Source organism: Alphaproteobacteria bacterium (genome assembly GCA_026400645.1).
Lineage (GTDB): Bacteria > Pseudomonadota > Alphaproteobacteria > Paracaedibacterales > CAIULA01 > JAPLOP01.
The window spans coordinates 33879-60060 of the sequence record JAPLOP010000030.1; the positions used below are offsets into that span (position 1 = coordinate 33879).

At 46.1% G+C, this 26182-nt stretch carries 30 protein-coding genes; 11 read left to right on the forward strand and 19 right to left on the reverse strand.

The features are described from left to right. Nucleotides 1-199: 199 nt before the first annotated feature. The 17 genes from NTX76_05090 to ffh form a co-directional block, all read right to left on the reverse strand. The gene (locus tag NTX76_05090) at nt 200-1804 is read right to left on the reverse strand and encodes a hypothetical protein (protein ID MCX7338636.1); all 1605 of its coding nucleotides are present in this window, start codon (nt 1802-1804) and stop codon (nt 200-202) included. Between the two features lie 291 nt (nt 1805-2095). Beyond that, a complete protein-coding gene (gene trxB, locus NTX76_05095; GenBank protein MCX7338637.1) occupies nt 2096-3034 on the reverse strand; it encodes a thioredoxin-disulfide reductase in 939 nt (312 codons plus the stop codon). Next, on the reverse strand, nt 3031-4092 hold the full coding sequence (locus tag NTX76_05100; protein MCX7338638.1) for a COX15/CtaA family protein: 1062 nt from the start codon (nt 4090-4092) through the stop codon (nt 3031-3033). Before NTX76_05100 ends, trxB begins: the two co-directional genes overlap by 4 nt. Next, nucleotides 4061-4333 (reverse strand): BolA family transcriptional regulator, encoded by a 273-nt coding sequence (locus tag NTX76_05105; protein MCX7338639.1) that lies wholly within the window; start codon nt 4331-4333, stop codon nt 4061-4063. The genes NTX76_05100 and NTX76_05105 overlap by 32 nt, the downstream gene beginning before the upstream one ends. Next, nucleotides 4326-4817, reverse strand: a complete 492-nt coding sequence (locus tag NTX76_05110) for an ATP synthase F0 subunit B (GenBank protein MCX7338640.1) — start codon at nt 4815-4817, stop codon at nt 4326-4328. Before NTX76_05110 ends, NTX76_05105 begins: the two co-directional genes overlap by 8 nt. Nucleotides 4818-4820: 3 nt before the next feature. Then, nucleotides 4821-5318, reverse strand: coding sequence for a hypothetical protein (locus NTX76_05115; protein MCX7338641.1), 498 nt, complete (start codon nt 5316-5318; stop codon nt 4821-4823). A gap of 29 nt (nt 5319-5347) precedes the next feature. After that, nucleotides 5348-5575, reverse strand: coding sequence for an ATP synthase subunit C family protein (locus tag NTX76_05120; GenBank protein MCX7338642.1), 228 nt, complete (start codon nt 5573-5575; stop codon nt 5348-5350). 25 nt (nt 5576-5600) lie between these two features. Continuing rightward, a complete protein-coding gene (locus NTX76_05125; GenBank protein ID MCX7338643.1) occupies nt 5601-6365 on the reverse strand; it encodes a F0F1 ATP synthase subunit A in 765 nt (254 codons plus the stop codon). Then, entirely contained in the window at nt 6358-6564 is a 207-nt protein-coding gene (locus NTX76_05130) for an AtpZ/AtpI family protein (GenBank protein MCX7338644.1), read from the reverse strand. The genes NTX76_05125 and NTX76_05130 overlap by 8 nt, the downstream gene beginning before the upstream one ends. Then, entirely contained in the window at nt 6554-7798 is a 1245-nt protein-coding gene (locus NTX76_05135) for a 3-deoxy-D-manno-octulosonic acid transferase (protein MCX7338645.1), read from the reverse strand. The genes NTX76_05130 and NTX76_05135 overlap by 11 nt, the downstream gene beginning before the upstream one ends. A 1-nt stretch (nt 7799) precedes the next feature. Next, nucleotides 7800-7988 carry a Trm112 family protein gene (locus tag NTX76_05140; protein ID MCX7338646.1) on the reverse strand — a complete coding sequence of 63 codons (189 nt, stop codon included), beginning with the start codon at nt 7986-7988 and terminating at the stop codon, nt 7800-7802. Nucleotides 7989-8014: 26 nt separating this feature from the next. Continuing rightward, nucleotides 8015-8689 (reverse strand): LON peptidase substrate-binding domain-containing protein, encoded by a 675-nt coding sequence (locus tag NTX76_05145; protein MCX7338647.1) that lies wholly within the window; start codon nt 8687-8689, stop codon nt 8015-8017. 15 nt (nt 8690-8704) lie between these two features. After that, complete coding sequence (locus tag NTX76_05150; protein ID MCX7338648.1) at nt 8705-9367, reverse strand: alpha/beta hydrolase; 663 nt, start codon at nt 9365-9367, stop codon at nt 8705-8707. 470 nt (nt 9368-9837) lie between these two features. After that, on the reverse strand, nt 9838-11259 hold the full coding sequence (gene pyk / locus NTX76_05155) for a pyruvate kinase (GenBank protein ID MCX7338649.1): 1422 nt from the start codon (nt 11257-11259) through the stop codon (nt 9838-9840). Nucleotides 11260-11398: 139 nt separating this feature from the next. Further along, nucleotides 11399-11908 carry a ribosome maturation factor RimM gene (gene rimM / locus NTX76_05160; GenBank protein ID MCX7338650.1) on the reverse strand — a complete coding sequence of 170 codons (510 nt, stop codon included), beginning with the start codon at nt 11906-11908 and terminating at the stop codon, nt 11399-11401. Nucleotides 11909-11929: 21 nt separating this feature from the next. Further along, complete coding sequence (gene rpsP, locus NTX76_05165) at nt 11930-12271, reverse strand: 30S ribosomal protein S16 (GenBank protein MCX7338651.1); 342 nt, start codon at nt 12269-12271, stop codon at nt 11930-11932. 60 nt (nt 12272-12331) lie between these two features. Further along, nucleotides 12332-13681, reverse strand: coding sequence for a signal recognition particle protein (gene ffh / locus NTX76_05170; protein ID MCX7338652.1), 1350 nt, complete (start codon nt 13679-13681; stop codon nt 12332-12334). A 56-nt stretch (nt 13682-13737) separates the two neighbouring features. On the opposite strand from ffh, the gene NTX76_05175 reads away from it, so the two are divergent. The 7 genes from NTX76_05175 (at nt 13738) to NTX76_05205 (ending at nt 19623) form a co-directional block, all read left to right on the forward strand. Continuing rightward, nucleotides 13738-14472, forward strand: a complete 735-nt coding sequence (locus NTX76_05175) for a uroporphyrinogen-III synthase (GenBank protein MCX7338653.1) — start codon at nt 13738-13740, stop codon at nt 14470-14472. Nucleotides 14473-14481: 9 nt separating this feature from the next. Then, nucleotides 14482-15585 carry a hypothetical protein gene (locus NTX76_05180; protein ID MCX7338654.1) on the forward strand — a complete coding sequence of 368 codons (1104 nt, stop codon included), beginning with the start codon at nt 14482-14484 and terminating at the stop codon, nt 15583-15585. Next, nucleotides 15582-16937, forward strand: coding sequence for a hypothetical protein (locus NTX76_05185; protein ID MCX7338655.1), 1356 nt, complete (start codon nt 15582-15584; stop codon nt 16935-16937). The genes NTX76_05180 and NTX76_05185 overlap by 4 nt, the downstream gene beginning before the upstream one ends. Before the next feature lie 12 nt (nt 16938-16949). Continuing rightward, nucleotides 16950-17690: a tRNA (guanosine(37)-N1)-methyltransferase TrmD gene (trmD, locus tag NTX76_05190; GenBank protein ID MCX7338656.1), complete on the forward strand. Its 741-nt coding sequence runs from the start codon at nt 16950-16952 to the stop codon at nt 17688-17690. 1 nt (nt 17691) lies between these two features. Then, a complete protein-coding gene (gene rplS / locus NTX76_05195; protein ID MCX7338657.1) occupies nt 17692-18093 on the forward strand; it encodes a 50S ribosomal protein L19 in 402 nt (133 codons plus the stop codon). A 121-nt stretch (nt 18094-18214) separates the two neighbouring features. Beyond that, on the forward strand, nt 18215-18652 hold the full coding sequence (gene tsaE, locus NTX76_05200) for a tRNA (adenosine(37)-N6)-threonylcarbamoyltransferase complex ATPase subunit type 1 TsaE (GenBank protein ID MCX7338658.1): 438 nt from the start codon (nt 18215-18217) through the stop codon (nt 18650-18652). Next, nucleotides 18634-19623 (forward strand): phosphotransferase, encoded by a 990-nt coding sequence (locus tag NTX76_05205; GenBank protein ID MCX7338659.1) that lies wholly within the window; start codon nt 18634-18636, stop codon nt 19621-19623. Before tsaE ends, NTX76_05205 begins: the two co-directional genes overlap by 19 nt. Here the strand turns inward: NTX76_05205 and NTX76_05210 are convergent. Next, nucleotides 19616-20716 carry a phosphohydrolase gene (locus NTX76_05210; GenBank protein ID MCX7338660.1) on the reverse strand — a complete coding sequence of 367 codons (1101 nt, stop codon included), beginning with the start codon at nt 20714-20716 and terminating at the stop codon, nt 19616-19618. The two genes, NTX76_05205 and NTX76_05210, sit on opposite strands and share 8 nt — an antisense overlap. A 170-nt stretch (nt 20717-20886) precedes the next feature. Between NTX76_05210 and hemA the strand changes: the two genes are divergently transcribed. Next, nucleotides 20887-22095, forward strand: coding sequence for a 5-aminolevulinate synthase (gene hemA / locus NTX76_05215; GenBank protein ID MCX7338661.1), 1209 nt, complete (start codon nt 20887-20889; stop codon nt 22093-22095). A gap of 141 nt (nt 22096-22236) precedes the next feature. Here the strand turns inward: hemA and NTX76_05220 are convergent, their stop codons facing one another. Continuing rightward, entirely contained in the window at nt 22237-22572 is a 336-nt protein-coding gene (locus NTX76_05220) for a hypothetical protein (protein MCX7338662.1), read from the reverse strand. Nucleotides 22573-22807: 235 nt separating this feature from the next. Between NTX76_05220 and NTX76_05225 the strand changes: the two genes are divergently transcribed. The 3 genes from NTX76_05225 to NTX76_05235 all read left to right on the forward strand — a co-directional run bounded on the left by NTX76_05225 (nt 22808) and on the right by NTX76_05235 (nt 25985). Next, nucleotides 22808-23119, forward strand: a complete 312-nt coding sequence (locus NTX76_05225) for a palindromic element RPE4 domain-containing protein (protein MCX7338663.1) — start codon at nt 22808-22810, stop codon at nt 23117-23119. Further along, complete coding sequence (locus tag NTX76_05230) at nt 23113-25233, forward strand: PBP1A family penicillin-binding protein (GenBank protein ID MCX7338664.1); 2121 nt, start codon at nt 23113-23115, stop codon at nt 25231-25233. The genes NTX76_05225 and NTX76_05230 overlap by 7 nt, the downstream gene beginning before the upstream one ends. A gap of 191 nt (nt 25234-25424) precedes the next feature. Further along, the gene (locus NTX76_05235) at nt 25425-25985 is read left to right on the forward strand and encodes a hypothetical protein (protein ID MCX7338665.1); all 561 of its coding nucleotides are present in this window, start codon (nt 25425-25427) and stop codon (nt 25983-25985) included. The last annotated feature ends 197 nt before the right edge of the window (nt 25986-26182 follow it).

The window sequence follows — 26182 nt, forward strand, 5'->3', positions numbered from 1 at the left end:
ACTGTCGGCATGTAATTTCCCTTAGTGCATCTTATACTTGTGTAACCTGAGTTCGACGTAAAAACCCCAAAAAGCCTTATCGGGACTGGTGTTTGAAGGCCTGAATTGCTTTATCGGGCTGCGCCCTCCGCGCAAAGACGTCATTGCGAGGAGCATAGCGACGAAGCAATCCAGGATTGTCCAGGAAAAGATGAGGTTTTTAGGGCAGGTTTATATAGATACCTCTGGCATCATCCTTACCCCTGGTGGGAGATTTCTCAATCGCTTGCTTAATCAAGCGTTGATAATTGGCGGGATCAGTTTGGAATAAACTCTCCATGAGAGACCGGATTTGGTCCTGGGGAACATATTGCCTAAGATGCTGCAAATTCTGATCAGTGATGTTGTTGTTGACCGTTATTATTCCCAGGGCTTGATCTGAGAGGCTGCGACTAAGAATGGACAAACGATTATGCGGAGTCATACCCATTGTCAGGCGATTGGCTGCAGCTTCAAAAGCTGCCAACTGTCCCGATGGAACTCTAGCAAGGGCAGAAAAAACTATTGATTTACTATCTCCGTCTATCCCCGCCGTCAGGCGATTGGCTGCAGCTTCAAAATCTGCCAACTGTCCCGATGGAACTCTACTAAAGATACCAATAGCCGATTGTTTTACACCTCCATCCATCCCCACTGTTAGGCGATTGATTGCGGATTCAAATTCTGTCAACCGCCCTGTTGGAACTTTACTAATGTCCTTAATGGCATATGCTTTAGGCTCTTCATCCATCCCCACTGTCAGGCGATTGACTATTGCTTCAAGTTCGGGGAACCGCTCTGCTGAAACCCTGCTAAGGGCATAAATAACCAACATTTTGTTCTCTCCATTTATCCCCGCTGTCAGGCGATTGACTATTGCTTCAAGTTCGGGAAACTGCTCTGCTGGCACCTTACTAAGGAAATGAATAGCCCATGATTTTTCATATTCACCACTCCCATCTGTCAGGCGATTGGCTGCAGCTTCAAATTCTACCAACCACTCTGCTGGAACGCTGTTCAAGGCATCAGTAATCCGTTTTTTCGTCACCATCTCCACAAAAGACTTGGCATTATTTTCAGCTTCCGGAATCTGACTTTGTGGAACTTTGCCATTACAAAGAGCGCAAATAGCCTCTGATTTATCATGACTATTCATCTCCTGTGTCAGGTGATTGACCACCTCCTCGAATTTCTCCAGACACTCTCGAGGAACGCTACCAAGCCAATCAATGGCGGATAATTGATCATCCTCGCTCATTCCCATCGTAAGGCTATTAATTGAATTTTTGATTTGCATCAATTTGGTTTGCGAAAGCTGAGAGATCTTCGCGATAACTTCTGATTTCTCATGTTCATTGATCGCCGGGGGATTGATCGCCGGGGGGTTGGCTCCTCCAAGTTTCAGGAGCTCCTGAGATGGAGCCTGACTAAGGGCATAAATAGTCCATGATTTATCATCAAGATTCATCTCCGCTGTCAGGTGATTGACTGCGGTCTCAATCATTTCCAACCAGCTTAACGGCACTTGTCTAAGGGCATTGCCGGCCCAGCTTTCTTGACTTTTACTCATCCCCTGCGTCAATCTTGCAATAACTTCCTCCGTTGTGCTAAGGGGCGCCTGCGGCAATGAACCGTTAAGTTCTTGTTTGTCCTGAATCTCGTCCGTCGACGAATATGCACAATCAGGAAAAGTGGCGCTTAAAAGCACCAAGGATGTCGTTAATTTTAACGCCCTGGCCAAATTTTTGGATGGGGAACGTGGGTGGTTTTGTGTTTTTAAAATCATGTCATTGAACCTTTTAATGAATGGATATAATGTGGCTTGGTCTGATGTAAGAATCTTCAAAGAATTTTGTCTTTTCCCAGGGTAATACTATACCCATTCTCGATCATCTCCCCACACGTCGTCCCACGACTTGACCACGGGATTCCACATGGGGAAACCTATAGGTTTCCTGGTCAAGCCACAGGGTAACGGGAGGGTTGTTCCGCAGAAAATCATTGAGAATGCAAAGATTACATTAATATCAGAACCCGTTCAATAATTTTTATTTAATCATAAAAACAAAACCCAGGCCTAATGATTGAGGAATTTCTCAGCCTCTATTGCGGCCATACACCCCTGTCCTGCTGCGGTGACGGCTTGGCGATAGACGTTGTCCTGGACATCACCGGCAGCAAAGACTCCGGGTACAGATGTTTGGGTTCCGCCAGCCTTGACGATGATGTACCCCTCGGCATCCAATGCAAGCTGCCCTTTAAAAACCGTACTCATGGGGGTGTGGCCAATCGCCACAAAAACACCATCAATATCAATCACACTGGTTTCATTTGTTTTGTGGTTCAATAACCTCAACCCCGTGACCGTTTTTGGTTGGGGAAGGCCAGTAATCTCTGCCACGCTTGAATTCCAAATGATTGAGATTTTTGGGTTTTTGAAAAGACGTTCCTGTGCGATTTTCTCTGCCCTCAACTGATCCCGACGATGAATTAACGTAACGTGATTGGCATGATTGGTTAAGTATAACGCTTCCTCGACCGCCGAATTACCACCGCCAATAACAGCGACATTTTTGCCCTTGAAAAAGAATCCATCACAGGTCGCGCAGGCAGAAACGCCGTACCCACGATAGTCTTCCTCGCTTGGCAAACCAAGCCACCGGGCCTGGGCACCGGTCGCAATAATGACGGATTCGGCGATGAATTGCGTCCCGTTATCTGTTTGGCATCGAAACGGACGCTGACTGAAATCAACAGATGTCACAACATCATTCACCATTTCCGTCCCCACATGAATGGCCTGCTGGCGCATTTGTTCCATCAACCAGGGGCCATCAACCGCCTGAGCAAAACCAGGATAATTTTCAACGTCTGTTGTGATCATCAGCTGCCCACCAGGTTGCAATCCTAAAACCTGAATGGGATTCAAATTCGCCCGCGCTGTGTAGATTGCGGCTGTATAGCCAGCTGGGCCACCACCAATGATTAAAACCTTTGTGTGAATTTCGTTCGTCATTTTATAAATTCTTTCCTTTGTGTATATAAGCATAATAATCCAAGGGCAAGGATCACCATTGCCCAGCCTTGATGAATGGTTCCAAGGGTCGCTGGAACATGGTACAAAAGCGTCAGAATCCCAAGGCCAAGCTGAATGGTCGTTGCTGCCGCCCACCACAGACAGCATCTTTTGATTTGTTTTTCCAGGGGGGTGGATTTGATAACAACCAACCAAACGAACAGAAACGATAAAGTTCCCAGCACACGATGAATCCACTGAACCATGGCAGCGTTTTCAAAAAAATTCACCCAAAGGGGGTGCAGAAAATTCCATTCCCCGGGTAGCCAATCCCCCTCCATCAACGGAAAGGTATTGTAAATAAGGCCGGCCTTTAGCCCCGCCACAAACCCACCGTAAAGCATGGTGATAAGCTGGAGGATAAGGGTGAATCCGATATAAAGTCGGGCATTCAATTGTTTTGCTTTGGGCACCGAAAGGCAATCAAAAAGCGTCCACAATAAAACTCCCGCGATCAAAAAGGCGATGCCCAGGTGGGCCGTCAAGCGATAATGACTAACCGCAGGGTCTTTTACCAATCCACTTTTGACCATGTACCACCCCATCGCGCCCTGTGCCAGACCCAATCCCAGGATCCAAAAGGATCGCCGCTTCAACACAGGGGTCAGCCATCCGCGACGCCAAAAAATTACCAGGGGGATGATAAAGAAAATCCCCATCAATCGCCCCAGCAACCGATGAAAATATTCCATAAAAAAAATAAACTTAAATTCGGACAGGCTCATATTATAATGAACCAGTTTGTATTCGGGGTAATTTTGATAATCGGCAAAGGCCTTGCCCCAGGCCCCATCAGTCAATGGCGGAATGATCCCTGTAATAGGGCGCCATTCAACAATCGACAGCCCCGCATGAGTCAACCGCGTTGCCCCGCCCAGCATCACCATGCACCAGACCAGGAACAAGGTTCCCAAAAGCCACCAGAGAATATGTCCATTGGGTAAGGGTTTGTCGATCGGCGCCATCTTATGTGTCGGAAAGCGACAAGGAAAGCGCATGTATTTTCGTTTTCAGCAAGTCATCCAATAGTGAATAAACGAGTCGTTGCCGATCAAGACGGGATAACGACCGAAAATCTGCCGACACAATCCGAACATGAAAATGCGTTTCCGGGGGTTGATCCGCGCCCAAATGACCAGCATGCTTGTGTGATTCATCAATAACATCAAGGGCGATAAGGGATAACCCTGCCTGCAAGCGGGATTCGATTTGTTCGCGAATGCTTGTTTCGTTAGACATTGGTCGTGACTGATTGTTCAAGTAAAAGCATTCCTTGGGCATGCATTCGTTGATGCATTTCTGCATTCCCATGCGTGCGTATCCATTCTATCAGGGCATTTCCAACCCGTTGTGATATAAGATCGCGAATTTGGGCGTCGAACTGTACCTTGATTTTTCTGATCTGTTGATCGGCTTCTTTGTGTTTTTGCGCGATCAACTGTGCGATTTCTTCGCGTCCTGTTGCGGAAAGCGTGTCGGCTTGGGTCTTGGCTTTCATCAACAAAGAATCGATTTTCGCATCCAATGCGGCCAATTCTTTCTTTTGACCCTTCAGCCGTTGAGTTGCTTTTTCTTTTTCCTGGGCTGCCTTTGTTAATTCATCTTCAATTTTCTTTATTTGCCCATCCAAAATACCAATGAACGGCTGTTTTCCATAAATATAAAACAGGATCAAAAACCCCCCGAAACTTATGAAAACATAAACATTGGGATCCTGCCACATATACTAGTCCTTTTTAACCGGGCTTTTCTTGGGGGCACTTTTGGGCGCGGGAGTCTTTTTTACCTTTGGGGCACCCAGGATCTTTGGGATCAGGTCTTTAAGCGACTCCTCCACAATCTGTCTGACAGTTGCCTGTATCGATTCTTTTTGACGTTCCAACGATTCTTCCATTTGGGAAACAGTTTGATGCATTTCTTCTGTTGCAAATTGTAATTGCTTTTTTCTTTTTTCCTCTAATTCCACAAGGACAGCATTCACGATCTGTGATGCTTTTTCTTCGGCTTCCCCTATGCGGGCCTCCCTTTGGGCATCAAGAATTTCAAATTTCCTGAGTGATTCTTGAACAGAATCCAAATCTTGACGGAGTTTTTGTGCTCGCGCCTCGAAAATAACCCCAATACGCGGAATAAAAACAAATACAAAGGCAGTCACAAGGACCCCAAAACATAAAAGCAACCAAAACACTTGCGATGCAAATGTCGTCGGATCAAATTGTGGCATAATTCTTACTCTATTCTTTTGTTACTTGATTATTTTGAAAACAAAATTAACATGGCCACGATAAAGGCCAAAAGGGCAATTGATTCCGTTAAAGCAAAACCCAACAATCCCACGGGCAACAGGTCGCTTTTAGCCGATGGATTACGCGCGATGGATGAAATTAACGTTGAAAATATATTCCCCAGGGCCAAGCCCACGCCTAACAAAGCAAACGTTGCCAGGCCCGCACCAATCATTTTTGCAGCTCCGATATCCATAAAACACTCCTTCTTTTTTTAACAGTTAATGTAAATTTAATGCATCGTTTAAATAAATGCACGCTAATATCGTAAAAACGTACGCTTGCAGAACAGCGATCAACAATTCAAACGCTGTCACTGCTGTGTTAACAACAATGGGCAAAATGGCTACCGGTAAAAACAAACCACTGGCCAGCAAAATGGCGAACCCGGCAAATATCTTTAACATGACGTGCCCTGCCACCATGTTAGCAAACAATCGAACGGATAGGCTAACGGGTCTTGATAAATAAGAAATAATTTCAACCGGAACAAGCAATGGGGCCACATAAAGGGGGATCCCATCCGGCAGAAAGATTTTAAAAAAGCCCCATCCATGCTTTACAATGCCCGCGATTGTTGCCCCAACAAACACAATCATGGCCAACGTAAATGTAACAATAATGTGACTGGTGAACGTAAAGGAATAAGGCAAAAGACCAATCAAATTCCCACCCAGAACAAAAAGAAACAAGGAAAAGATATAGGGGAAATAGGCTCGCCCCTCCTTGCCGACATGCGATTTAACCATGGATCCAACGAAACAAAAAAGCATCTCCAGACCGATTTGGGTCCGACCAGATGCGGTCCTTGCAGGAACAAGGGTATTTGTCGCAATGGCCGATTGTGTGGCAAAATGCGCGACAAGGCAAATAACGCACGTTGTCAAAACCATAAACAAGGATGCATTTGTGAACGACAAATCAATCCCCCCGATTTCAAAGGGGATCAGCTTGTGAATTTCAAATTGATGAAGCGGATCAATCACCCATAGGTTCCTTTTTACAGACAAGCCGGTAAACATTCAGGCACCCTGCTAGTGTACCAAAAATAATAAAGATAACCAACCCCCATGGATGGGTCCCGGCATAGTCATCAGACAAGCGCCCCAACAGCGTCCCAACCATTATTCCCGATACCAAGTCAGTCCCAACGCGCATCGCACGTGAAATGTCTTTAGATCCCATCGGCGTATCCGCCAACTGTTCTGACAATATCCCCCAATCCCTTAGCTTGCGCAAGGACAGCATTTTGGGCTGAATCCCCCAGCAAATGAACCTTTTCTGGATTCTGCAGCAGATCCGTGACAATCGGCACAATGGCGTCTTGGTCAGTTACCGCGATACAGGATTCGCCCAGAACACAGCAAACATCCTTGAAATTATGCATATGTGGCCCCCAAATAACCGCACACCCTAACAGGGCGGGCTCAATCGGATTATGACCCCCAACAGGTACAAAACTTCCCCCCATCAGGACAATTTTTGCCAGGGAAAAGAAAAGACCGAGCTCGCCAATGCTATCAACAATCAAAATCTCACAAGGGAGCCCAATAGAATTCTCGCTTTTGCACATAGCGCCATATCCATTGTTCAAGCAAAGCTTTTTGACCCCCTCCGCCCGTGCAGGATGTCGCGGGATGATAATTGTCAAAAGATTTGGAAATTCCTGTTTCAGCCGAGCATGAGCCAACAGGACCATGGCATCCTCGCCCTCATGAGTACTAGCCGCAACCCATAAGGGGCGCCCCCCTAATTTCGCAACCCATTCTTGGTGTTCTTTTTCCACCACCGGCAATTGTTGGGTCGAAAATTTTAGATTCGGTATCGTTTGGACATTTTTTGCCCCCAAAACAATCAACCGTTCGGCAACCGACGGGGATTGTGCTAGACAAACAGAAAACCGGGAAAGCATAAAGCGCACCGCAAATTTAACTTTTTTCCATCGCCGATAGCTTCGATCAGAAAGGCGTGCATTCAGCAAAACCAAGGGGATTTGACGATGATGGACCTGTTGAATGATGTTCGGCCACAGTTCGGATTCCACCAAAACGCACAAACAGGGCGTCCAATGATTCAAGAAACACGTAACCCATGCCCCCACATCAAAGGGAGCATATTGATGGATACAGGCGCCCGCCAACCGTTGCTGGGCGATCATCCGCCCGGTCACCGTTGTTGTGGTTAATAAAATGGAGTGATCCGGAAATTCCTGGGTATAGCGTTCGACAAAGGGAACGATTGACATGACCTCCCCCACGCTTGCGGCATGGATCCAAACGACTTTTCCGGGCGGTCGCTGAAACGATGATTGGCCATAGCGTTCCGAAAGGCGATCTGCTTCTTCTAGGCCCTTGGAAAGCCGCCTTTGTATCAAAAGCTTGATTAAAGGAGAGATTAGGTTTGAGAAATGGTGGAGCATATCACCTCTGTTCACTATCCTCAAGGGGGCGCGCCTCGTCAATCAACATAATGGGGATACCATTACGAATGGGAAAGGCCAGCCCCGCCACATCACTGATAAGCTCCTGGGCCTCTTCATCATAAATTAGCCGGGTTTTCGTGATGGGGCAAACAAGAATCTCAAGAAGACGGGGGTCAATTGCTGTCATGTGACTTCCTTTTATACGATTCTTGATTAATGACAAGTCGGTGATTGATGGGGATTTTCAAGGGCCGCTATCTCAATCATCGTCGTAATCATTCTGGATTGTTCTGTTAACGTGGGCGTTTCCAACAAGGCTTGTTTTTCCCTGGCCTCGAATGGGCAAACCATGGCAAGGGCCGTGATCAGTTTCTCATTGGATGTCTTGTCAATCTCTAGCCAGTTGGGGGTTATATCCAAAATCTTAAAATACCGCCCCAGGGCCTTTAACAACCGTGGACGATCAAAGGAAAAATCAGCTTCCTCTACCATGTCCAAATTATACCGATCATAATTTACAACAGCGCGTCTATATCCATGCTCAGCATCCAATTCCTGGATGATTTCAAAACGACACAGCCCCTTTAATGTAACCATCAAATGATTATCATCAATTTCCGTTATATCGATTATTTTTCCAGCGCATCCCGACTTAAAAAGCGGAAGGGTCCCATCGTAAGAACCATCATGAGCAGAATCATCTTTTAGGATCGGCTGGACAATACCAATGATGTTATTTTCTTTGACAGTTTCTGCCACCATAGACAGGTAATCAAATTCAAATATGGGAATCGGCAATTGCGCCCGGGGCAACAATACTGCCCCATGCAAAGGCAACAAAGGCAAGACTCTGGGAAGTTTTTTATAATGGGTGCTTTGTTTTTTCATGTGACTATTTTGATATTACACAGCAATTGATCTGTTAAATTTTTCCAGACGTTTTGTTAAATACCCCTCGGTAGCAGCACATAGATCGTGCATATGATCCACAAAGAAATGGTCCGCATCCTTAACAAAAGCATAATCAATATCAATGCCTTTTTGATTTCTAAGTTTTGTAACCAATCCCTCGACCGCGGCATGGGAAACGATGGGATCATTTCCCCCCTGGATGATTTGACCCGAAACAGGGCATGGTGCCAAAAAACTGAAATCATACAGATTTACCGGTGGGCTGACGGAAATAAATCCCTCTAATTCGGGACGTCGCATCAAAAGCTGCATCGCGATCCAGGCTCCGAAAGAAAATCCCGCAACCCAAAAAGATCGTGCATTTGGATGTGTTGCCTGAAGCCAATCCAGGGCCGCCGCGGCATCGCTAAGCTCCCCTTCTCCATTATCATAGCTGCCCTCTGATCGGCCGACGCCCCTAAAATTGAATCGTAATGCACTAAATCCGTGTTCGGCAAAACACCGATATAAAGCATAGACGATTTTATTGTTCATCGTCCCGCCATGCTTGGGATGAGGGTGCAAAATCAGGGCAATGGGCGCATCTTTTTCTTTGCTAGGGTGATAACGCCCTTCTATTCTACCGGCTGGCCCACTAAAGATAATTTCTGGCATACGTCAATTCCCTTATTTTTATAACGCGGTTTTTAAAATTTTAGCCACGGACTATATACCCAGAGAAAACAGCGTTCGTCGCAAAATAGATTGGATTTGCATCCCCAGAACAATATTCTTTTTGACTGAGGGATTTCGTGGTTTTTCAGTTTTCTGCGGCTTTTTTCTTTTCTTGTCTCAACACAAAGTCTATGAAAGACTACCATGACAAGGAAAACTTCGCCACAAAATTAACTAAATTTATCACAAGCACAGGCTGGTTCATGTCCACACATGAAAGATCCCGGAGCTCCAGAGCCCCGGGTAAGAATCTATAGTGTTTTTCTACGTGATCAATAGAGAAATAGCTTTTTGGATGGCCACACTCTCTTCGTTCGTTCGCCATGACGTCATGGCGAGGAGGGCGAAGCCCGACGTGGCCATCCAGAAAGCCATCCTGTTGTCTATTGACTTTGCAGGAAAATACTATATTACGGCGCTTCTATGGTTGCAATTCGCAGAATATTCGTCCCCCCAGACGTCCCAAAGGGAACGCCGGCAATCACGATGATCTTGTCGTTAACCTCTGCAAAGCCGGCATTATGCGCCGATTTGCAAGCGGTTTCAACCATATGGGCGAAACTGTAAACTTCTTCGGTTGGGATTGCATGAACGCCCCAAACAAGCGCCAAAAATCTGGCAGTGCCAACATTGGGTGTTAATGCCAAGATGGGTGATTCTGGTCGTTCGCGTGCAGCCCTTAGGGTGGTGGATCCAGTTTCTGAGAACGTCACGGTTACAGACACCCGTATGATATGGGCGGCCTGTCGCGCGGCTGCTGTAATGGCGCCCGCAACGGTGTCCATCGCTTTTGGACGGCTATCTTCCAACATTTGACGGTAGATTGGATCGTGTTCAACTTTTGTGATGATTCGGTTCATCATAGCGACAGCTTCGACCGGATATTGCCCCGAAGCCGATTCCGCCGACAACATCACCGCATCAACACCATCGTAAATTGCTGTGGCAACATCTGATGCTTCTGCGCGTGTGGGCGATGGGCAGCTCACCATGGAATCTAACATTTGCGTTGCGACAATAACGGGTTTTCCGGCACTTCGACAGGCTTTGATAATTTCTTTTTGAATACAGGGAACTTCCTCCGGCAGCATTTCCACGCCCAAGTCCCCGCGGGCTACCATAATGGCATCTGAAAGCTGAACAATCTCGGTCAGATGGACAATCGCCATGGGCTTTTCTAGCTTAGAGATAAGCTTGGCACGATCCTTGATTAACCCTTTGGCCTCGATCACGTCCTCTGGTTTTTGCACAAAAGACAATGCAATCCAATCCACGCCCAAGGACAAGCTAAATTCCAAATCCGCACGATCTTTTGTTGTTAACGCAGAAATAGGAAGCATAACCCCAGGGACATTCAACCCCTTTCGGTTCGACAATTCCCCGCCGGTGATGACCTCTGTCATGACTGATGTTTTTCCATTTTCAATCACCCTTAATGCCAATTTTCCGTCATCAAGCAATAAGTCGGCACCCTTTGTCAGGGCAGGAAAAAGCTCAGGATGGGGCAGACAAACCCGATCATTGTTGCCCGGAGTTGGGTCAAGATCCAATGTAAAGTGTTGATGAGGTTTTAGGGTGATTTTTCCCGTCTCGAATGTGCTAACGCGAAGCTTTGGCCCCTGTAAGTCTGCAACAATGGCAATGGGCCGCCCCAGTTTTTTTTCTAAATTTCGAATATGATCAACGCTTTGACGATGTTCGGGGTGGGTGCCATGTGAAAAATTCAACCTAAAAACGTCCGCACCCGCCATGAACAAAGATTCGATGGCTTCGGGGGTGGTGCTGGCTGGCCCTAGGGTTGCTACGATTTTGGCTTGGCGAAAACGTCTCATGAGGGGAAACTTTAGTAAGATTTGCTTGTAGGTTAAGTGTGGCAAAAAAATATCCAAATGACAAGGCGCGGAAATATAAATATTTTGCGACATATGCCCATTCCCGATCCCTCCTAATGACCTGTCTGGTTTTTGGCGCTTAAGACAGTAAAAAACTCTCGTCGATTTTGATTGTGCGCTGGACACGATCAACATCAAGGACGCTATCTTTTTGAAAGGAAAGCGTGAAGAATTTTGATTCCTCGGCAGCCTTGATTTCCAGAAAATCACCCGCACCATAATTGTGAACAGATGCGATTGTTCCAACCAGATTTCCCGCTAAATCAAGAACGCTCATCCCAACCAGATCGTCATAATAATATTCACCGCCACCTGATGGGTCATCTTCTAATTGGGGGAGCTGGTCTTTATTGACAAATAGCTTTGTCTTGACCAAGGCTTCGGATTGGGTGCGCGTCGTACACCCTGGCACAGACACTAGAATGCTGTTCCAGGATTTAATCTGCTTTATATCAATCTTGACCACAACCCCCTGATCATTAACCAGGGGGCCATAGGCCACAATTCCATCTGGGGATTCGGTGTGGGTTTTAATCTTTACCCACCCCTTGATTCCATGGGGGGCAACAATTTCCCCCAGGCAAATCATTATATCATTTTCCAAAATCAACTACGCGCTGGCTTGTGCGGCAGCTTTAAGTCTTTCTTGGGCCTTTTTCTTTGGCGCAGACTGCTTTGGGTTTTCTACATAAGCAACCGGTGGTGTGATCCCCGTGTAGCCCATAAATTTTTGTACGCGTTCTGTTGGTTGTGCGCCAACGGACAGCCAGTATTTAACGCGCTCTGCATTCAGAACCAACCTATCGGCATGGCCTTGTGGCAATAATGGGTTGTAGGAACCAACGCGTTCCACAAATTTTCCGTCCCGTGGGCTGGCTGCTTCTGCGACAATGATCCGATAAAATGGACGCTTTTTTGCGCCACCACGTGCTAGACGAATTTTTAAAGACATAACAAATACTCTCCTGTTAAAAAATAATAACTCATTAAAACTAACTTAACGAAAACCAACCTAACGCCCAAAAAGCCCTTTTAGCCCTTGGCGCATCATTCCTTTTTGACCAAGTTTCCCCATTTGTTTCATCATGGTTTGCATCTGCTGAAACTGCTTGAGGAGACGATTCACGTCCGCCACTGTTTGCCCGCATCCCGCTGCCACTCTTCGTTTCCGTGATGCGTTAAGGATTCGAAAATCTTTCTTTTCCAAACGCGTCATGGATCGAACAATACCAACTTGCTGGCGAATCATTTTGTCGTCAACTCCGGATTCCTTGAGCTTATCTTTCATCTTGCTGGCACCCGGCAATAATCCCAATAAACTTGTCAGTCCACCCATTTTCAACATCTGTTCCAGATGCTTGGCCATATCATCTAAATCAAAATGCCCTTTTTGCATTTTTTTTGCAAGTTTTTCAGCATCTTCTTGGCTAATAACTTCTGTGGCACGCTCCACAAGGCTGACAATGTCGCCCATATCCAAAATTCGGCTGGCAATACGTTCCGGTTGGAAGGGTTCCAATTGGTCTGTTTTTTCTCCTGTCCCCATGAATTTAATGGGGCATCCCGTAACTGCGCGCATCGAAAGTGCCGCACCCCCCCGGCTGTCGCCATCAACGCGCGTCAGCACAAGGCCCGTAAGCCCAACGGCATCATGAAACCCCGTAGCAATGGTGACGGCATCCTGGCCCGTCATCGCATCGGCCACCAACAGCGTTTCTATTGGATTGATGAATTGCTTGAGGGCGGTCACCTCCTCCATTAAATCCTGGTCAATATGAAGGCGCCCGGCGGTATCAAATAAAATAACATCGATGCCTTGCTTCTTGGCCTCCTCTAACGCGCGCTTGGCAATATCCAGCGGCTTTTGTTGGGCGATAATGGGCAAGGTTGAAATGGTTAATTGCTGTCCCAAGATGGATAATTGTTCTTGCGCAGCTGGGCGATAAATATCCAGCGATACCATCAGAACTTTTTTATGAAATTTTTCTTTGAGGAACTTACCCAGCTTTGCCGTCGTGGTTGTCTTGCCCGACCCTTGTAACCCCACCATCAAAATGGAAAGCGGGGCAGGGGCTGCCAGGTTTAAGCCCTCTTCCTTGGTGCCCAGCATTTCAACCAGATGATCGTGGACGATTTTAACGACCATTTTGCCCGGGGCAATACTTCGGATGACTTCTTGGCCGATGGCGCGATCACGCACCTGGTCGATGAATTGCTTGACCACGGGCAATGCCACGTCAGCCTCTAGCAGCGCAATGCGTACCTCGCGTAGGACGGCGGTTACATCCTCTGGCGTTAGGATCCCACGCCCCTTGAGTTTGTCCAGAATGCCTGTTAATCGTCCCGATAGAGATTGAAACATGATATAGCCTTGTTGTATTGTTTTTTGCAAAGGGTCATCATTTTATTGAATAATTCATGCTGCCAACGGTTTTGATTACCCGCCCAGAGCCCGCCAACAGTTTAACGGTGCTAGCCTTTGAGGCTGCAGGTTTTCAAACAATAGCAGAGCCGCTTATCCAAATAAAATATCAAACATGTGAAATCATACTAGGCGAAAACATACGGTCTTATCAAGCTGTTCTTGTGACGTCAGGAATGGCGATTCGTGCATTGGCTGCGCAGACGACTGAGCGTGCGTTTTTACTGATGTGTGTCGGGCGGAAATCGCGGCAACTGGCTCGTGATCTTGGGTTTTTGTATGTTGTATCGCCCCCTAGCGCTGTGGAAAATGCGGCTACGTTTGTTCGGTATATCGAGGGGGTTTTGTCGCCAAAGAATGGCCCCCTGCTTTACTGTTGTGGTGATTTTGTTCAGGCGGATATATCGATGCTGCTTAAAAATCAGGGATTCATTGTGGGCACGGCCATTGTTTATAAGGGCATCGAAAAAACGGAACTGTCACCCAAGGCTCTTGATTTTCTAAGAACGAACCAAGGTGGATGGGTCACTTTTTATTCTCCGCGCACCGTCGATGTATTTTTAAAACTTTGTCTGTGTTATAATCTGGCCGGTTCTCTCTCGTGTTTTTCGACGCTTTCTTTAAGTCCAAAAATAGAAGAAAAGCTTGACAAAACTTGGTGGAAAAATGGGATAATAGCACCAACGACCGAGTTATTAATTGTTAATTTGAAAGAACAGTTTGAGGCATAGCGAACAATCATGAAAACAGAAAATAGTCTACCGACTGACGATGTCATCCCTGAAGAGAAAGCACCTGAAGCCACAAAAGCAAAAGTAAAAGCCGATGCCTTTGTGAAAGAGAAAGCCGATGAAATAAAAGCAAAGGCTGAGGAATTTATGAAATGGAGCGTATTAAGGTGGAGCGCATTGCCATCGTACCTTTTCCAGAACTTCTTAGTAAACTTGCTCTCTAGCCTCGTTCTGGTGGGGGTCATCCTGTCGTTTATATACGCTTTTGGGTCTACATTAGAAAAGTGGCTATTTCCATCCTCCCAGAACATTGCAAAGCTGATGCATGATAGTGATAGTTTGATGGTTAAAACCGATGAATTGCAAAAGCAGATTCAGCGGCAACAGGAACAGTTAGCTGAAATTCAACAGCTGCGTAGCCAAACAACCGATATCCAGGAAAAAATGGATGGTTTTTCAAAAAATATTAATGAGCTGTCCGATCAGGTAAAGAACAAATTAAAGGATCAATCGGCGCAATCGGTGGCACAAGTGGCTCCCGGGCCAAACATGATTGACCTTACTGAAAAGTGGAATACAATCAAATCACATTTCCAGGATGGGGAATCTTTTTCAAAGATCCTTGAGAAAATCAGCCCAACTGTTTTGCAGATTGATTCATCGGCTGCCAGCTTGATTCAGCATATTTTGCCGCACGCTCAGCATGCCACAAAAACTCAGCCTGTTCTTTTGGAGGAGCTGACCGAGCTTCATAAAACCCTGGCGAGTGAATCTTTATCTCACAAGAACGCCGCCAGTGATGCGCCAGTTTCTTGGTTGGGGGCTATCAAAAATAAATTCCTGAGCCTTATACGCGTCCGAAGCGTTGTAGAGAATTCCTTGGAGAAAGATGAAATACAGGCGCTCGAGAAAGCTGTGACTACTTTGAAAGCCGGGCGCTTGGTGGATTGTATCGGGATCATCAAGACGCAAATCAAAACATACTCTTCTCTTATCAAGAAATGGGAAAAGGATGCAAAGGATCGTCAAGCTCTCGAATCATCATTTGTTTTGCTTAAGGATCGCCTAGAGGCTATTTTGGGTAGCGAAGCCAGCAAAAGGGTTGCATCATGACCGCTGGATGGCTGTATGGAACTCGATTTTTTCTACAACTATCCCTTGTTTGTTGTATTGGCATCCTCTTTGTTTTGTTTCCGGGGGATGCCTCTCTCCGATGGTTGGGGTTTTCTTTGGAAATGCCAATCGCCGTTATGCTGGCCGTTTTTTTTGCGACGATGGCCTGCCTGATCCTGCTTCATCATTTCTGGCGGAAGTTGTTGGATATCCCAAAAAGACGTAACGAATACGTCCAGCGGAAAAAATACCTACGGGGCGAGGATCTCCTTTTGGAAAGCCTGACAGCTATTGTGGCCCAACAACCAGAAGAAGCCCAAGGCGCCATCAAATCGGCGGAAAGCCTTATCCCTGATCATAATTTGTTTTCTTTCGTGGCAGGGCAGGCGGCTTTCATGGCCAAAGATTTCGAGAATGCAGAAATCTATTTCAAGCAACTGGAGCAGAACGACAAGACAAAATTTTTTGGACTTCACGGGCTTATCTTGTTGGCTTTGAATCAAAAAGATTGGATTTATGCCGAAACCCTTTTGCAAAAAGCCGTTGCGTTGCGCCCTGATTCGCCGTGGGTTCAGCAAAAAGTCCTCAAAAATCAGCTGAATCTGATTCTAAGTGGCCAGGAATCGCAAATTCAAACAAAGAATCTGTATCGGTTTTTACCAAAGGAAAAGGCAAACGCCCATCAGGCTATGCTTTTGTGGCTCAAGGCAGAGCGTCAGAAATACGATCCTGCTTTGTTCCATGATTTATGCCAGCAAGCGTACGATTTGGTTCCTGGAAATGTGATTTTTGCTGTTAAGTTGTCCGAATCCTATCACAGGCGGGGGGATACAAAAAAAGCGCAAAAGATCATAGGGGTCACATATAAAATTAGCCCGCATCGTCTTTTGGGGGATGCCTGGTCTGGGATGCTTTTGGATGTCAAGCCGGTGGAACAATACAGATCGCTTGAAAGTCTGTCCCAGCTGAACCCTAGTCATCCGGAAAGTTCTTGGATTATGGCTGTGGCCGCAGTTCGGGCGCATCTCTGGGGGCAGGCAAAAAGTCACCTAACCCCCCTTTTGGAATACGGTGACAGTCAATTAATCTGTAATCTTATGGCGGAGATCGAAGAAAAACAATTTCCCGATGCCCCAGAGGCGAGTCGTTTGTGGTTGAAACGGGCATCCAAGGCCCCCCATACCGAGGGGTGGTATTGCAAGGCATGTCATACAAAGGCCGACGATTGGAAGGTTTTATGTCCGGCCTGCAATCACATGGGGACATTAGAATGGCAGACGATTCCCGGTATCAACATTGAACCAGAGCAACAGTTATTGTTGCAAACTGATTCATCCTTGTCTGAATTTTGAAAGTATAATTCATTGTTTCCTGTTTGGCGTTCGACCGTTATAACGTTGTTTCCTGAGATGTTCCCTGGGCCCTTGGCGCATTCATTGGCGGGACGGGGCTTGCAGGATGGGCTATGGCAGCTGGACACCATCAACATCCGTGACTTTGCCACAGACAAACACCGTACCGTTGATGATACCTGTGCGGGTGGGGGTGCTGGGATGGTATTAAAGGCAGATGTTGTGGACAGGGCGCTGCAAGCCGGATTGGAAGCCTATCCAAAGGATAATCGCCCAGCAATCATTTACCTAACCCCCCGGGGAAAGCCATTACAGCAAGCAGACACCCGTCGATTAATCAAGGATCATCCAGCCGGGTGCGTATTATTGTGCGGTCGGTATGAGGGGGTTGATGATCGCGTGATTCGCCATTGGCAACAGGAATATAGCCTTATTGAAATCAGCATTGGCGATTATATTTTGTCCGGGGGCGAAATGGCGGCCCTGGTGTTGATGGATGCCTGCGTCAGATTATTGCCAGGAATCGTCAACAAGCAAGAATCCTTGGAATCAGAAAGTTTTGAGCTGGATTTATTGGAATATCCACAGTATACTAAACCTCAAAATTGGCAAGGAAAGGTCGTGCCTGAAATACTGCTGTCAGGTGACCACAAGAAAATAGCCGCATGGCGCTTATCACAAGCAGAAATAATAACACAGGAACGTCGCCCAGATTTATGGGATGCGTATCTTGATAAAAAAAAGGAAACCTAAAGTGAATTTATTACAAGAAATTGAACAAGAACAAGTCCAAAAATTGCTGGCCGGAAAATCAATTCCTGATTTTCGTGCAGGTGATTCCATCAGAGTTCATGTCAGAGTCGTCGAAGGCGAGAGAGAAAGAACACAGCTGTTTGAAGGCGTCGTTATTGGACGCAAAAATCGCGGGCTGAATTCATCCTTTCGTATGCGCAAAATTTCATCCGGAGAAGGCGTAGAACGCGTATTTTCCCTTTATTCCCCCAACATTAAAATCGAAGTCATCCGTCAGGGTGCTGTTCGTCGTGCAAAATTGTATTACTTGCGTGGCCGTACCGGTAAGCGCGCCCGTATCGCCGAAAAAAGGCGTCCGGCAGTTGCCCCACAAACGGCTAAGGCAGCAGCAGTCTCCCTATAAATTCCTGTTAAAGGAATAGGTTATTTTCATACACGCCATTTCCCTTTTCAAAGGGGTGGCGTGTATTTTTTTGTAAAGCCATCCACTTGTCTATTGATCACCCAGAGAAACACTGTACAAATTGTCCCATAGCATTTTTACCATCGATGACCTGAAAAAAGAAGCCATCACCCTGGCTTTGGAAATCGATTCGCCGTGCTGCATTGCCTTGTGGGGGGAGATGGGCGCGGGCAAAACAACGTTTGCCAAGTTTTTCATTCAGGCGCTTTTGGGGGATCAAAATGCAGATGTTCCAAGCCCCACGTTTACCTTGGTTCAAACCTATCAAACCAACAAAGGAGAGCTTTGGCATTGTGATTTATATCGCCTGAACGATCCCGAGGAAATAGCCGAATTGGGCTTGTTGGAGGCATTTCAAAGGCACATTTGTTTGGTCGAGTGGCCGGAAAATGCCGGGTCATTTTTGCCAAAAAAACGCCTGGATATTTATCTGGATTTTATTGATGAAACTACACGATCCTATCGATTGGAAAAACCAAAATGCAAAGAATACCCATAAGAAATGAATTTATTCGACGCTTTGCCTTTTGTCCTGAGGATCTAAATTTCCTAGCAAGTGATATGTCATTGCGGCAGTATTATCGCCTGAATAAAGCAGGCACCCCGGGTCATATCCTGATGGATGCGCCAAAGCCTGAAAACCCAGAACAATTTATTCGGATTGCCCACTACCTAAAAGGCGTCGGTCTTCGGGCCCCGGAAATCATTGGACAGGATTTGGATGTGGGCTTTGTCTTGCTGGAGGATTTCGGTGATCAAACGTTTACCAAAGTTTTAAAACAAACCCCGGAGGTCGAGGAGGGGCTTTTGACAATGGCCGTGAATGTGCTTAAGTATCTTCATCAAAATGCTATCGTTCAGCCGCCCGATGTACCGCTTTATTCTGTCCAGAAACTGGTGGCCGAGGTTGGTGTTTTTATCGATTGGTATTGGCCGTTTGTGACTGGATCAGACGCCCCCCTGGCCATCAAACAGGATTTTATGGAACGTTGGCAATTGGTTTTTGAATCGATGCCTCCTGTGCCGTCCAGTTTGGTTCTGCGGGATTATCATGTGGATAATTTGATGGTGCTTGAATCAGGAGAGGATGTCCAAAAATGTGGGTTGCTGGATTTCCAAGATGCGCTGTGGGGATCTGTTGTTTATGATTTCATATCGCTGATAGAGGATGCCAGGTGTGATACGACACCCTCGCTAATCAATGGGTTGTGGCAGTTGTTTTTGGATACGGTTCCGGAAAATGACCATGCCAATTATCGGGAGGCGGCCACCATTCTGGGTGCGGGGCGCCATACAAAGGTTCTGGGGATTTTTACGCGTGCTGCTATGCGGGGTGGTAATTCGAATTATTTATGTCACATTTCCCGATTGTGGGGATATTTGGATCGATCCTTTGACACGTGCCCGGCGCTTGGGCCTATCCGCGATTGGTTTAACTTGCATGCTGCGAGACTACAGCTCTCTATTTAACGGAAAGGGTTACCTTGAATCCTTTTTCGCAATAGTCTTTAATGTCGCTATAGGATTGCGCAAAGGTTGGATCCAGTTCCGATAACCGCACAAGTTGAGTGCCAACTTTTACCAACGGGTCAATCCCTCGAAACTTGGGCTTGAAATACATATCGTACGACCCGTCACCTGATATACGTTCAAAGGCGGTATGAGGGGTGCGAATAGCACGACATGCCTCCATGCGGGCCTGTATATAGGGATCTTTGGATGAAACCAACACGTTAAAGATTTTCATATCGGTGCCGAACCTTACCGACTTGTCTTTGATAAGCCCAAGGGAGATGGCTTTCTCCAGGATCTGTGAAAAATAATAGTTAAAGACCATATTCCAATCGGAACCCCAAAAATCTTTTGTAAAGTCTAATGATAAATTGGCCAGTTTTAAAGCTGACTTTGTGTCAATAAAAAACCATTTCTTTCCATCGAATCGTAAATCCTTTATGACGTCTTGAATTTCTTCTGCGGTAATTTTATTAAAAAGGAGGCCTGTATGCAAATTATACTCAATCCTGTCGGCGCACATGTCGGGCAGTGGTTGTTCCAGAGCAAGATTCGATCCGTTGTCTGGGTCTACATCCCTAAGGGATAATCCACCGCATGCTAAAATCTCAAGAAGATCTGCTTCTGCCAGGAATTTTAGATGAATTTTATCCTGATACGAATGTTGATTTTCTGCGTATGAATTTGTCTTGCTCATGTGACCAAATAAATAATCCCCCGTATGAGAGAAAGCAGTATGGGAGGCATCGTGTAAAACCCCTGTAACCTGTTCCCCGACAGAACTCTCGAACATTTTCAATAGGGCCCAAACCCCAACGGAATGGTCATATCGGCTATAGGCGGGGACATGCCCAAAATAATAAAGGGCGCCAGATTGATCGACATTTTTGATTCGTTGCATGGGTTTTGAATCCAACAAAGCATAGACAATAGGGTGATCAGTTTTCTGAGGCCCAAATATTGTGGGAACAAGTTGTTGTTCGTCGGCTGCATAACCAAGAAACGAGCAGCAAATCAAAATAAAAGAAAGTCGAGAAATCAAACGTACCATTTTTAATCTTTCGATGGAATTTAATGACTTACTGTTACATAAATTTTAAATACTGACAAGGCTTTATCGATTGGAAGTATAATCGAGCCCATTTCATGCAGTAGATGTACTGAAATCGCTTGTTAAAACCCTTGCGCCATGCAACTGGTTTGGTGCAAAATATTTTTGCAATGATTGAGTATAAAACATTTTTTTCAAAGAAACTGCAGTCCCTCAAAGACGAGGGGCGGTACAGAATTTTCGCTGATCTTGAACGGTTAGCGGGGCAGGCCCCCTATGCGTTGCTGCATCATGGTGACCAAACGAAAAAGGTTATCGTGTGGTGCAGTAATGACTATCTGGGGATGAGCCACCATCCCGATGTTACCAACGCCTTTATCGAGGGTGCCCAAAAATACGGGGCAGGGGCGGGTGGTACGCGCAATATTTCCGGAACGTCGCATGCCCATGTTCTGTTGGAACAAACGGTGGCATCCCTTCACCATAAAGAATCCAGTCTGATTTTTAGTTCGGGATATACCGCGAACGAGGGGGCGTTATGTGCCCTTGGCGAGGGATTGCCCGACTGCGTTTTTTTCTCCGATGAAAAAAATCACGCATCCATGATTCAGGGTATCCGCCATAGCCAGGCAGAACGATACGTTTTTCATCACAATGACTTGGCTGATTTGCGTCATAAATTGGCAAGTGTGGATATAAAAAGACCCAAGGTTATTGTGTTTGTTTCAGTATATTCCATGGATGGCGATCGGGCCCCAATCAAGGAAATTTGTAACCTGGCAAAAGAATATAACGCGCTAACATTTTTGGACGAGGTTCATGCCGTTGGAATCTATGGCCCAATGGGAAATGGTGTGGCAGCCGAAATGGGGTTGGCGGATTCGATTGATATTATCCAGGGAAACTTTGCAAAGGCTTATGGCGTCGTTGGGGGATATATTGCGGCATCAAAAGAAATCGTTGATTTCGTCCGAAGCTATGCATCGGGATTCATTTTCACAACATCATTGCCCCCTGCTGTTGCGGCGGCGGCCCAAAAATCCATCGAAATCCTTAAAACTGACCAAACGTATCGGGATAAACTGCATCAGAATGTCAGACGGCTAAAGGACAGGCTGCGTGGGACGTCATTGGTTTTTAAGGATTCCGACAGCCATATCGTGCCCATTGTTGTGGGCGACCCGTTTTTGTGTCAAATCCTGGCGGAACGATTGTTGTCTGAATTTGGTATTTACGTTCAGCCCATTAATTACCCAACAGTCCCAAGGGGGCAGGAACGGTTACGGATTACGGTGACCCCGGCCCATACTGTTGATCAGATTGAGGAATTTGTGGAAGCCGTGCATTGGCTGTGGCGGGATCTTGGGATCTGTGGCTGAGGGGGGGTTGTGAAAACAGTATCAGTGTGTTCGGGTGTTATGGATCCCCCGGTCAAAGTCTGTCCTAGGACTCGATCCAGGACCGGAGGAAAACTGTAGTGAAGGCTACTTTGATGTCGCCCTCATGGGGCCGAGCTAGGGTTAATAACCTAGTCCTTGTCCAACTCCGTCCGGTGCCCTAGGTCCTGTCCATGTTAATAACCCTTTCTTTATCATTGTGCGAATCACGAGGTCTATGTACTGATCAGTTCTTATTATTGCGGTGTTATCTGGTATTAGGTGGTTTGCCGGATCTGCTATGGCCTTCATTGTTGTATTTACTGGACCCAGGATCATATCAAACGGCTGGGCACCTATAGCTCTTGTCAAGACCTCCTGTGGTGACAGAATGATCTGCAGATTGACTGTCCCTGGCGTCGCCCAGCTGGTCGCCGTGGTGAGCACTATTGCGGCCGAGATTGCTTTTATGTAATTCATTTTCTATTCCTTTTCCTTATGATATAACTAAGTTGTTCCTTAAATCAACATTGCCTGACAGGATTTGTCGACTTTATAAGTCGCTTTATTGCGTCCTATATGTTTTAGTATGCGGGGGGGGGTTAATTCTAGGTTAATTTTGCAATTTATTTTTTGCGCAAATAACTTGCACGCTGTGTTAAAAAGGGTATTATTATGCAGTTTAACTTGATTTTAATACTTTAACCTAAGGTCAATGCAAGAATCCCCAAAAAGCTTCGTTGTTCTTGGTATCCTAGGGCCTGGTTTGCTTTGTCGGGCTGCGCCCTGCACGCCACGACGTCGTTGCGAGGAGTGTAGCAACGAAGCAATCCAGGATTGCCCAGGCTCTGTCCCTGAACCCCGCATCACACAAGGCCACCCCCCGTCATCCCGTGGCTTGACCACGGGATCCACAACGGAATACATGGTTCCCGTGGTCAAGCCACGGGATGACGGGGTAATTCTTGTAAGCCGACAAGAAAAAGACAGGCATATCCCCCGCCAAAAAATCCTGTACCCATGCTAAAATCTGTCCTTAAAACTCTTACACTGTTTATCGCCGCCTTGGCAGGCATTGCTGCCTGTGTTTTCTTTGTCTTTTATTATTACGGTCGTAGTTTGCCGGGGTATCAGTACTTAAAGGACTATCAGCCAGCAATGATGAGCCGCCTATATGCCAATGATTTGCAACCGTTAAAGGAATTTGCCAAGGAAAGGCGAATTTTTGTCCCAATCGATACGATGCCGCCCTTGTTGATCAAAGCATTTTTGGTGGCGGAGGATAAAAATTTTTATTCTCACCCTGGGGTTGATCCCCTAGGTTTGCTTCGGGCCTTTATCAAAAACACAATCAGGGGGCATTGGGGGGCGAATCCGACGGGTGCCTCCACCATTACACAGCAAGTCGCGAAAAACTTTTTGATTGGCAATGAACGGTCTTTGGCGCGCAAAGTTAAAGAAGCGATCATGTCTGTTCGTTTGGAATCGGCACTTTCAAAAAATCGCCTGTTGGAGCTTTATCTCAATGAAATTTATTTAGGTCTTAGAAGCTATGGTGTAGGGATGGCGGCTTTGACTTATTTTGACAAGAAACTTGATGATCTGACTCTGTCAGAATGTGCATTTTTGGCGTCCTTGCCAAAGGCCCCCTCAAACTATCATCCCCTTAAAGAACAAAAAAAGGCCAAGGAACGCCGTGATTGGGTTATTCATCGCCTGGCGGAGGAGGCTATCATAACGAATTCAGAGGCCGCAACGGCCCAACAAGAACCCCTGACGATCACATCAAAAGAATTACCCATGGTACAGGCAGATTATTTTGCAGACGAAGTTCGTCGTGAACTGGGACAAAAGTTTGGGGATAAAGCCATTTTCACAAAGGGTTTTCGTGTCTTAACAACGTTAGATCCGGCGCTGCAGGGGTATGCCGAAAAAAGCTTAAGATTGGGCCTGGCTGACTATGACAAAAGACATCATTGGCGGGGGCCTGTTGCCAGAATTAATGTAACCGACAGCACCGCCAGGGGTCCCGATTCTGTGTGGGCCAGGGATCTTGGAAAAATCCCGGCGGTTCCGGGCATGCAGGGCGCGCGACTGGCAGTTGTTTTGACGCCTGCCCAAACTGCCTTAGTTGTTGGGTTTAAAAACGGGGAAATATCAGCCTTGGTTAACTCACCATTTAAGGGGGTGCTTGAGTCCCTGTCCATGGGGGATGTTGTGTTGGTCGCAGGAGATGCGTTATTTCAAATTCCAGAGGTAACCGGCGGAATTGTTGTAATGGATGCTAATACAGGGCATGTGCTTGCCCTGAGCGGTGGATACGATTACGCGATCAGCCAATTTAATTGTGCAACCCAAGCGCGCCGTCAGCCGGGTTCGGCATTTAAGCCCTTTGTTTATTTGGCTGCCCTTGAACGGGGATATACAAGGGATACGATTATTGATGATGCTCCTGTGAACGTGAGTCTGGGCAGGGGGATGGGCGTTTATTCCCCTCAAAATATTACGAAACAATCAAATGGCCCTTGTCCGCTTTATCAGGGCGTGGAATTTTCACGCAATCAAATGACAGTTCGTCTGGCCATGCAAATCGGGATGCGGGCCGTTCAAAATATTGCGTATCGTTTTAACATTACCGACTATATGCCACTGCAGCTTGCGATGGCTTTGGGGGCGGGTGGAACAACGTTAACGCGCTTGACGGCGGCTTATGCCACAATTGTGAATGGTGGAAAGAAAATCACCCCGATTTATTGTCATCAGGTTGAAAATTGGAAGGGTGAAATTGTTTATGAACCGCATAATGGGGATGAACAAATCATTGACGCGGACATCGCCCAAACAATGACGGATATTCTGCAGGGTGTCGTGGAACGGGGTACGGCAAGGCGCCTTTTACCACTAGCGCAGGAGCTGGATATTGTCCTGGGTGGGAAAACGGGATCGACAAATGATTACAAAGATGCCTGGTTTATTGGATTTGTTCGAACAAAGGACGGGCGAACGCTTTTAATAGGAACATTTGTTGGCTTTTTTGTGCCAAAATCATTAGGCGAGGGCGAAACGGGCTCTCGCGTGGCTTTGCCGATTTTTGAATCTTTTGTAAGGGATTTAGAAATTTCTAAATTAAATTCGAAGTGAAAATTTACTTGAAAATTAATATGATTTTAACTACTAAATGTTATTGTGGTGATTGAGTGGATATATAGATATACCTAGAGCGCACTTCCTTTGGTCATTTGTAAGGATTATAAATCCAGACGAGGCAATTTAGATTGTGAATCTGCTCTAATTTGTATTTTAACATAAATTTTTTACAAAAGGAAAACAACATGAATTCATTAAAATTAATTTCATTGGCGCTTGCGGTACCCTTTGTTGTCGGTAGTGCATTTTCAGCGAATCTTCAAGAACCAGGATCACCTAGACTTGAAAGACACGATTCGTTTGCAGATCTTGCGGCAGTTCCTGATGCGCAAAGACGGGTATTTGAGGCGAAATATGAAGACCTTCAGAATGAAATGCGTGTCGTTTTGCAGAAAGCCCAAGAATTAAGCGAAGCAGCTAAAATGTTCCCCGAAGGGTCTCGACAACAGCGTTCATTTGATGGAATACACCGCAAATTACAGGATGCAGGAATGATTCTCTATCAAGCTCGAGTATACGGCGGACAGAATTATAGCGGCATTGGTCTTGCTTATGATGATCCCAGGACGCAGCGTGTGGTAGAGCACGATACTAATTCGTCTAAACCGTATAGCCAACGGCCTGATGCTAGTGGAACTAATTTACCCGGCTTGGAAAGCCTTTCGGTAGTCGCTGATGAAACGAGGCTTAATGCAGGGAATGGGCTTAATCAATTGTATCCTGAATATCATGCACCTAAAAAATAAGCTTATAGGGCACTGATATTTAATGTAACGAGATCAAAAAATACGATGTCAGAGCTTATATACCCCTCTTACATGATTTTCCGTGCATTCTCTCATAAACTATGTCAAGTATAGCTCTATGAATAAAATTTTATCTCCGCAACTTCGAACAGACCTTTTAAAACGTCACAAAACAGAAAGGGATGGTCGCATCCGTG

What these genes read in the sequence shown, in the direction of transcription:
- ffh (MCX7338652.1), bottom strand. Translation starts at nt 13,681, where the DNA reads ATGTTTCAATCTCTATCGGGACGATTAACAGGCATTCTGGACAAACTC.
- NTX76_05130 (MCX7338644.1), bottom strand. Translation starts at nt 6,564, where the DNA reads ATGGGATCTAAAGACATTTCACGTGCGATGCGCGTTGGGACTGACTTG.
- hemA (MCX7338661.1), top strand. Translation starts at nt 20,887, where the DNA reads ATGATTGAGTATAAAACATTTTTTTCAAAGAAACTGCAGTCCCTCAAA.
- NTX76_05150 (MCX7338648.1), bottom strand. Translation starts at nt 9,367, where the DNA reads ATGCCAGAAATTATCTTTAGTGGGCCAGCCGGTAGAATAGAAGGGCGT.
- NTX76_05210 (MCX7338660.1), bottom strand. Translation starts at nt 20,716, where the DNA reads ATGGTACGTTTGATTTCTCGACTTTCTTTTATTTTGATTTGCTGCTCG.
- NTX76_05105 (MCX7338639.1), bottom strand. Translation starts at nt 4,333, where the DNA reads ATGTCTAACGAAACAAGCATTCGCGAACAAATCGAATCCCGCTTGCAG.
- NTX76_05090 (MCX7338636.1), bottom strand. Translation starts at nt 1,804, where the DNA reads ATGATTTTAAAAACACAAAACCACCCACGTTCCCCATCCAAAAATTTG.
- rpsP (MCX7338651.1), bottom strand. Translation starts at nt 12,271, where the DNA reads ATGTCTTTAAAAATTCGTCTAGCACGTGGTGGCGCAAAAAAGCGTCCA.
- NTX76_05175 (MCX7338653.1), top strand. Translation starts at nt 13,738, where the DNA reads ATGCTGCCAACGGTTTTGATTACCCGCCCAGAGCCCGCCAACAGTTTA.
- NTX76_05110 (MCX7338640.1), bottom strand. Translation starts at nt 4,817, where the DNA reads ATGTGGCAGGATCCCAATGTTTATGTTTTCATAAGTTTCGGGGGGTTT.
- NTX76_05230 (MCX7338664.1), top strand. Translation starts at nt 23,113, where the DNA reads ATGCTAAAATCTGTCCTTAAAACTCTTACACTGTTTATCGCCGCCTTG.
- trxB (MCX7338637.1), bottom strand. Translation starts at nt 3,034, where the DNA reads ATGACGAACGAAATTCACACAAAGGTTTTAATCATTGGTGGTGGCCCA.
- NTX76_05100 (MCX7338638.1), bottom strand. Translation starts at nt 4,092, where the DNA reads ATGCGCTTTCCTTGTCGCTTTCCGACACATAAGATGGCGCCGATCGAC.
- NTX76_05115 (MCX7338641.1), bottom strand. Translation starts at nt 5,318, where the DNA reads ATGCCACAATTTGATCCGACGACATTTGCATCGCAAGTGTTTTGGTTG.
- NTX76_05235 (MCX7338665.1), top strand. Translation starts at nt 25,425, where the DNA reads ATGAATTCATTAAAATTAATTTCATTGGCGCTTGCGGTACCCTTTGTT.
- pyk (MCX7338649.1), bottom strand. Translation starts at nt 11,259, where the DNA reads ATGAGACGTTTTCGCCAAGCCAAAATCGTAGCAACCCTAGGGCCAGCC.
- rimM (MCX7338650.1), bottom strand. Translation starts at nt 11,908, where the DNA reads ATGATTTGCCTGGGGGAAATTGTTGCCCCCCATGGAATCAAGGGGTGG.
- NTX76_05220 (MCX7338662.1), bottom strand. Translation starts at nt 22,572, where the DNA reads ATGAATTACATAAAAGCAATCTCGGCCGCAATAGTGCTCACCACGGCG.
- NTX76_05120 (MCX7338642.1), bottom strand. Translation starts at nt 5,575, where the DNA reads ATGGATATCGGAGCTGCAAAAATGATTGGTGCGGGCCTGGCAACGTTT.
- NTX76_05180 (MCX7338654.1), top strand. Translation starts at nt 14,482, where the DNA reads ATGAAAACAGAAAATAGTCTACCGACTGACGATGTCATCCCTGAAGAG.
- NTX76_05185 (MCX7338655.1), top strand. Translation starts at nt 15,582, where the DNA reads ATGACCGCTGGATGGCTGTATGGAACTCGATTTTTTCTACAACTATCC.
- NTX76_05225 (MCX7338663.1), top strand. Translation starts at nt 22,808, where the DNA reads ATGCAAGAATCCCCAAAAAGCTTCGTTGTTCTTGGTATCCTAGGGCCT.
- NTX76_05205 (MCX7338659.1), top strand. Translation starts at nt 18,634, where the DNA reads ATGCAAAGAATACCCATAAGAAATGAATTTATTCGACGCTTTGCCTTT.
- NTX76_05135 (MCX7338645.1), bottom strand. Translation starts at nt 7,798, where the DNA reads ATGCTCCACCATTTCTCAAACCTAATCTCTCCTTTAATCAAGCTTTTG.
- NTX76_05145 (MCX7338647.1), bottom strand. Translation starts at nt 8,689, where the DNA reads ATGAAAAAACAAAGCACCCATTATAAAAAACTTCCCAGAGTCTTGCCT.
- NTX76_05140 (MCX7338646.1), bottom strand. Translation starts at nt 7,988, where the DNA reads ATGACAGCAATTGACCCCCGTCTTCTTGAGATTCTTGTTTGCCCCATC.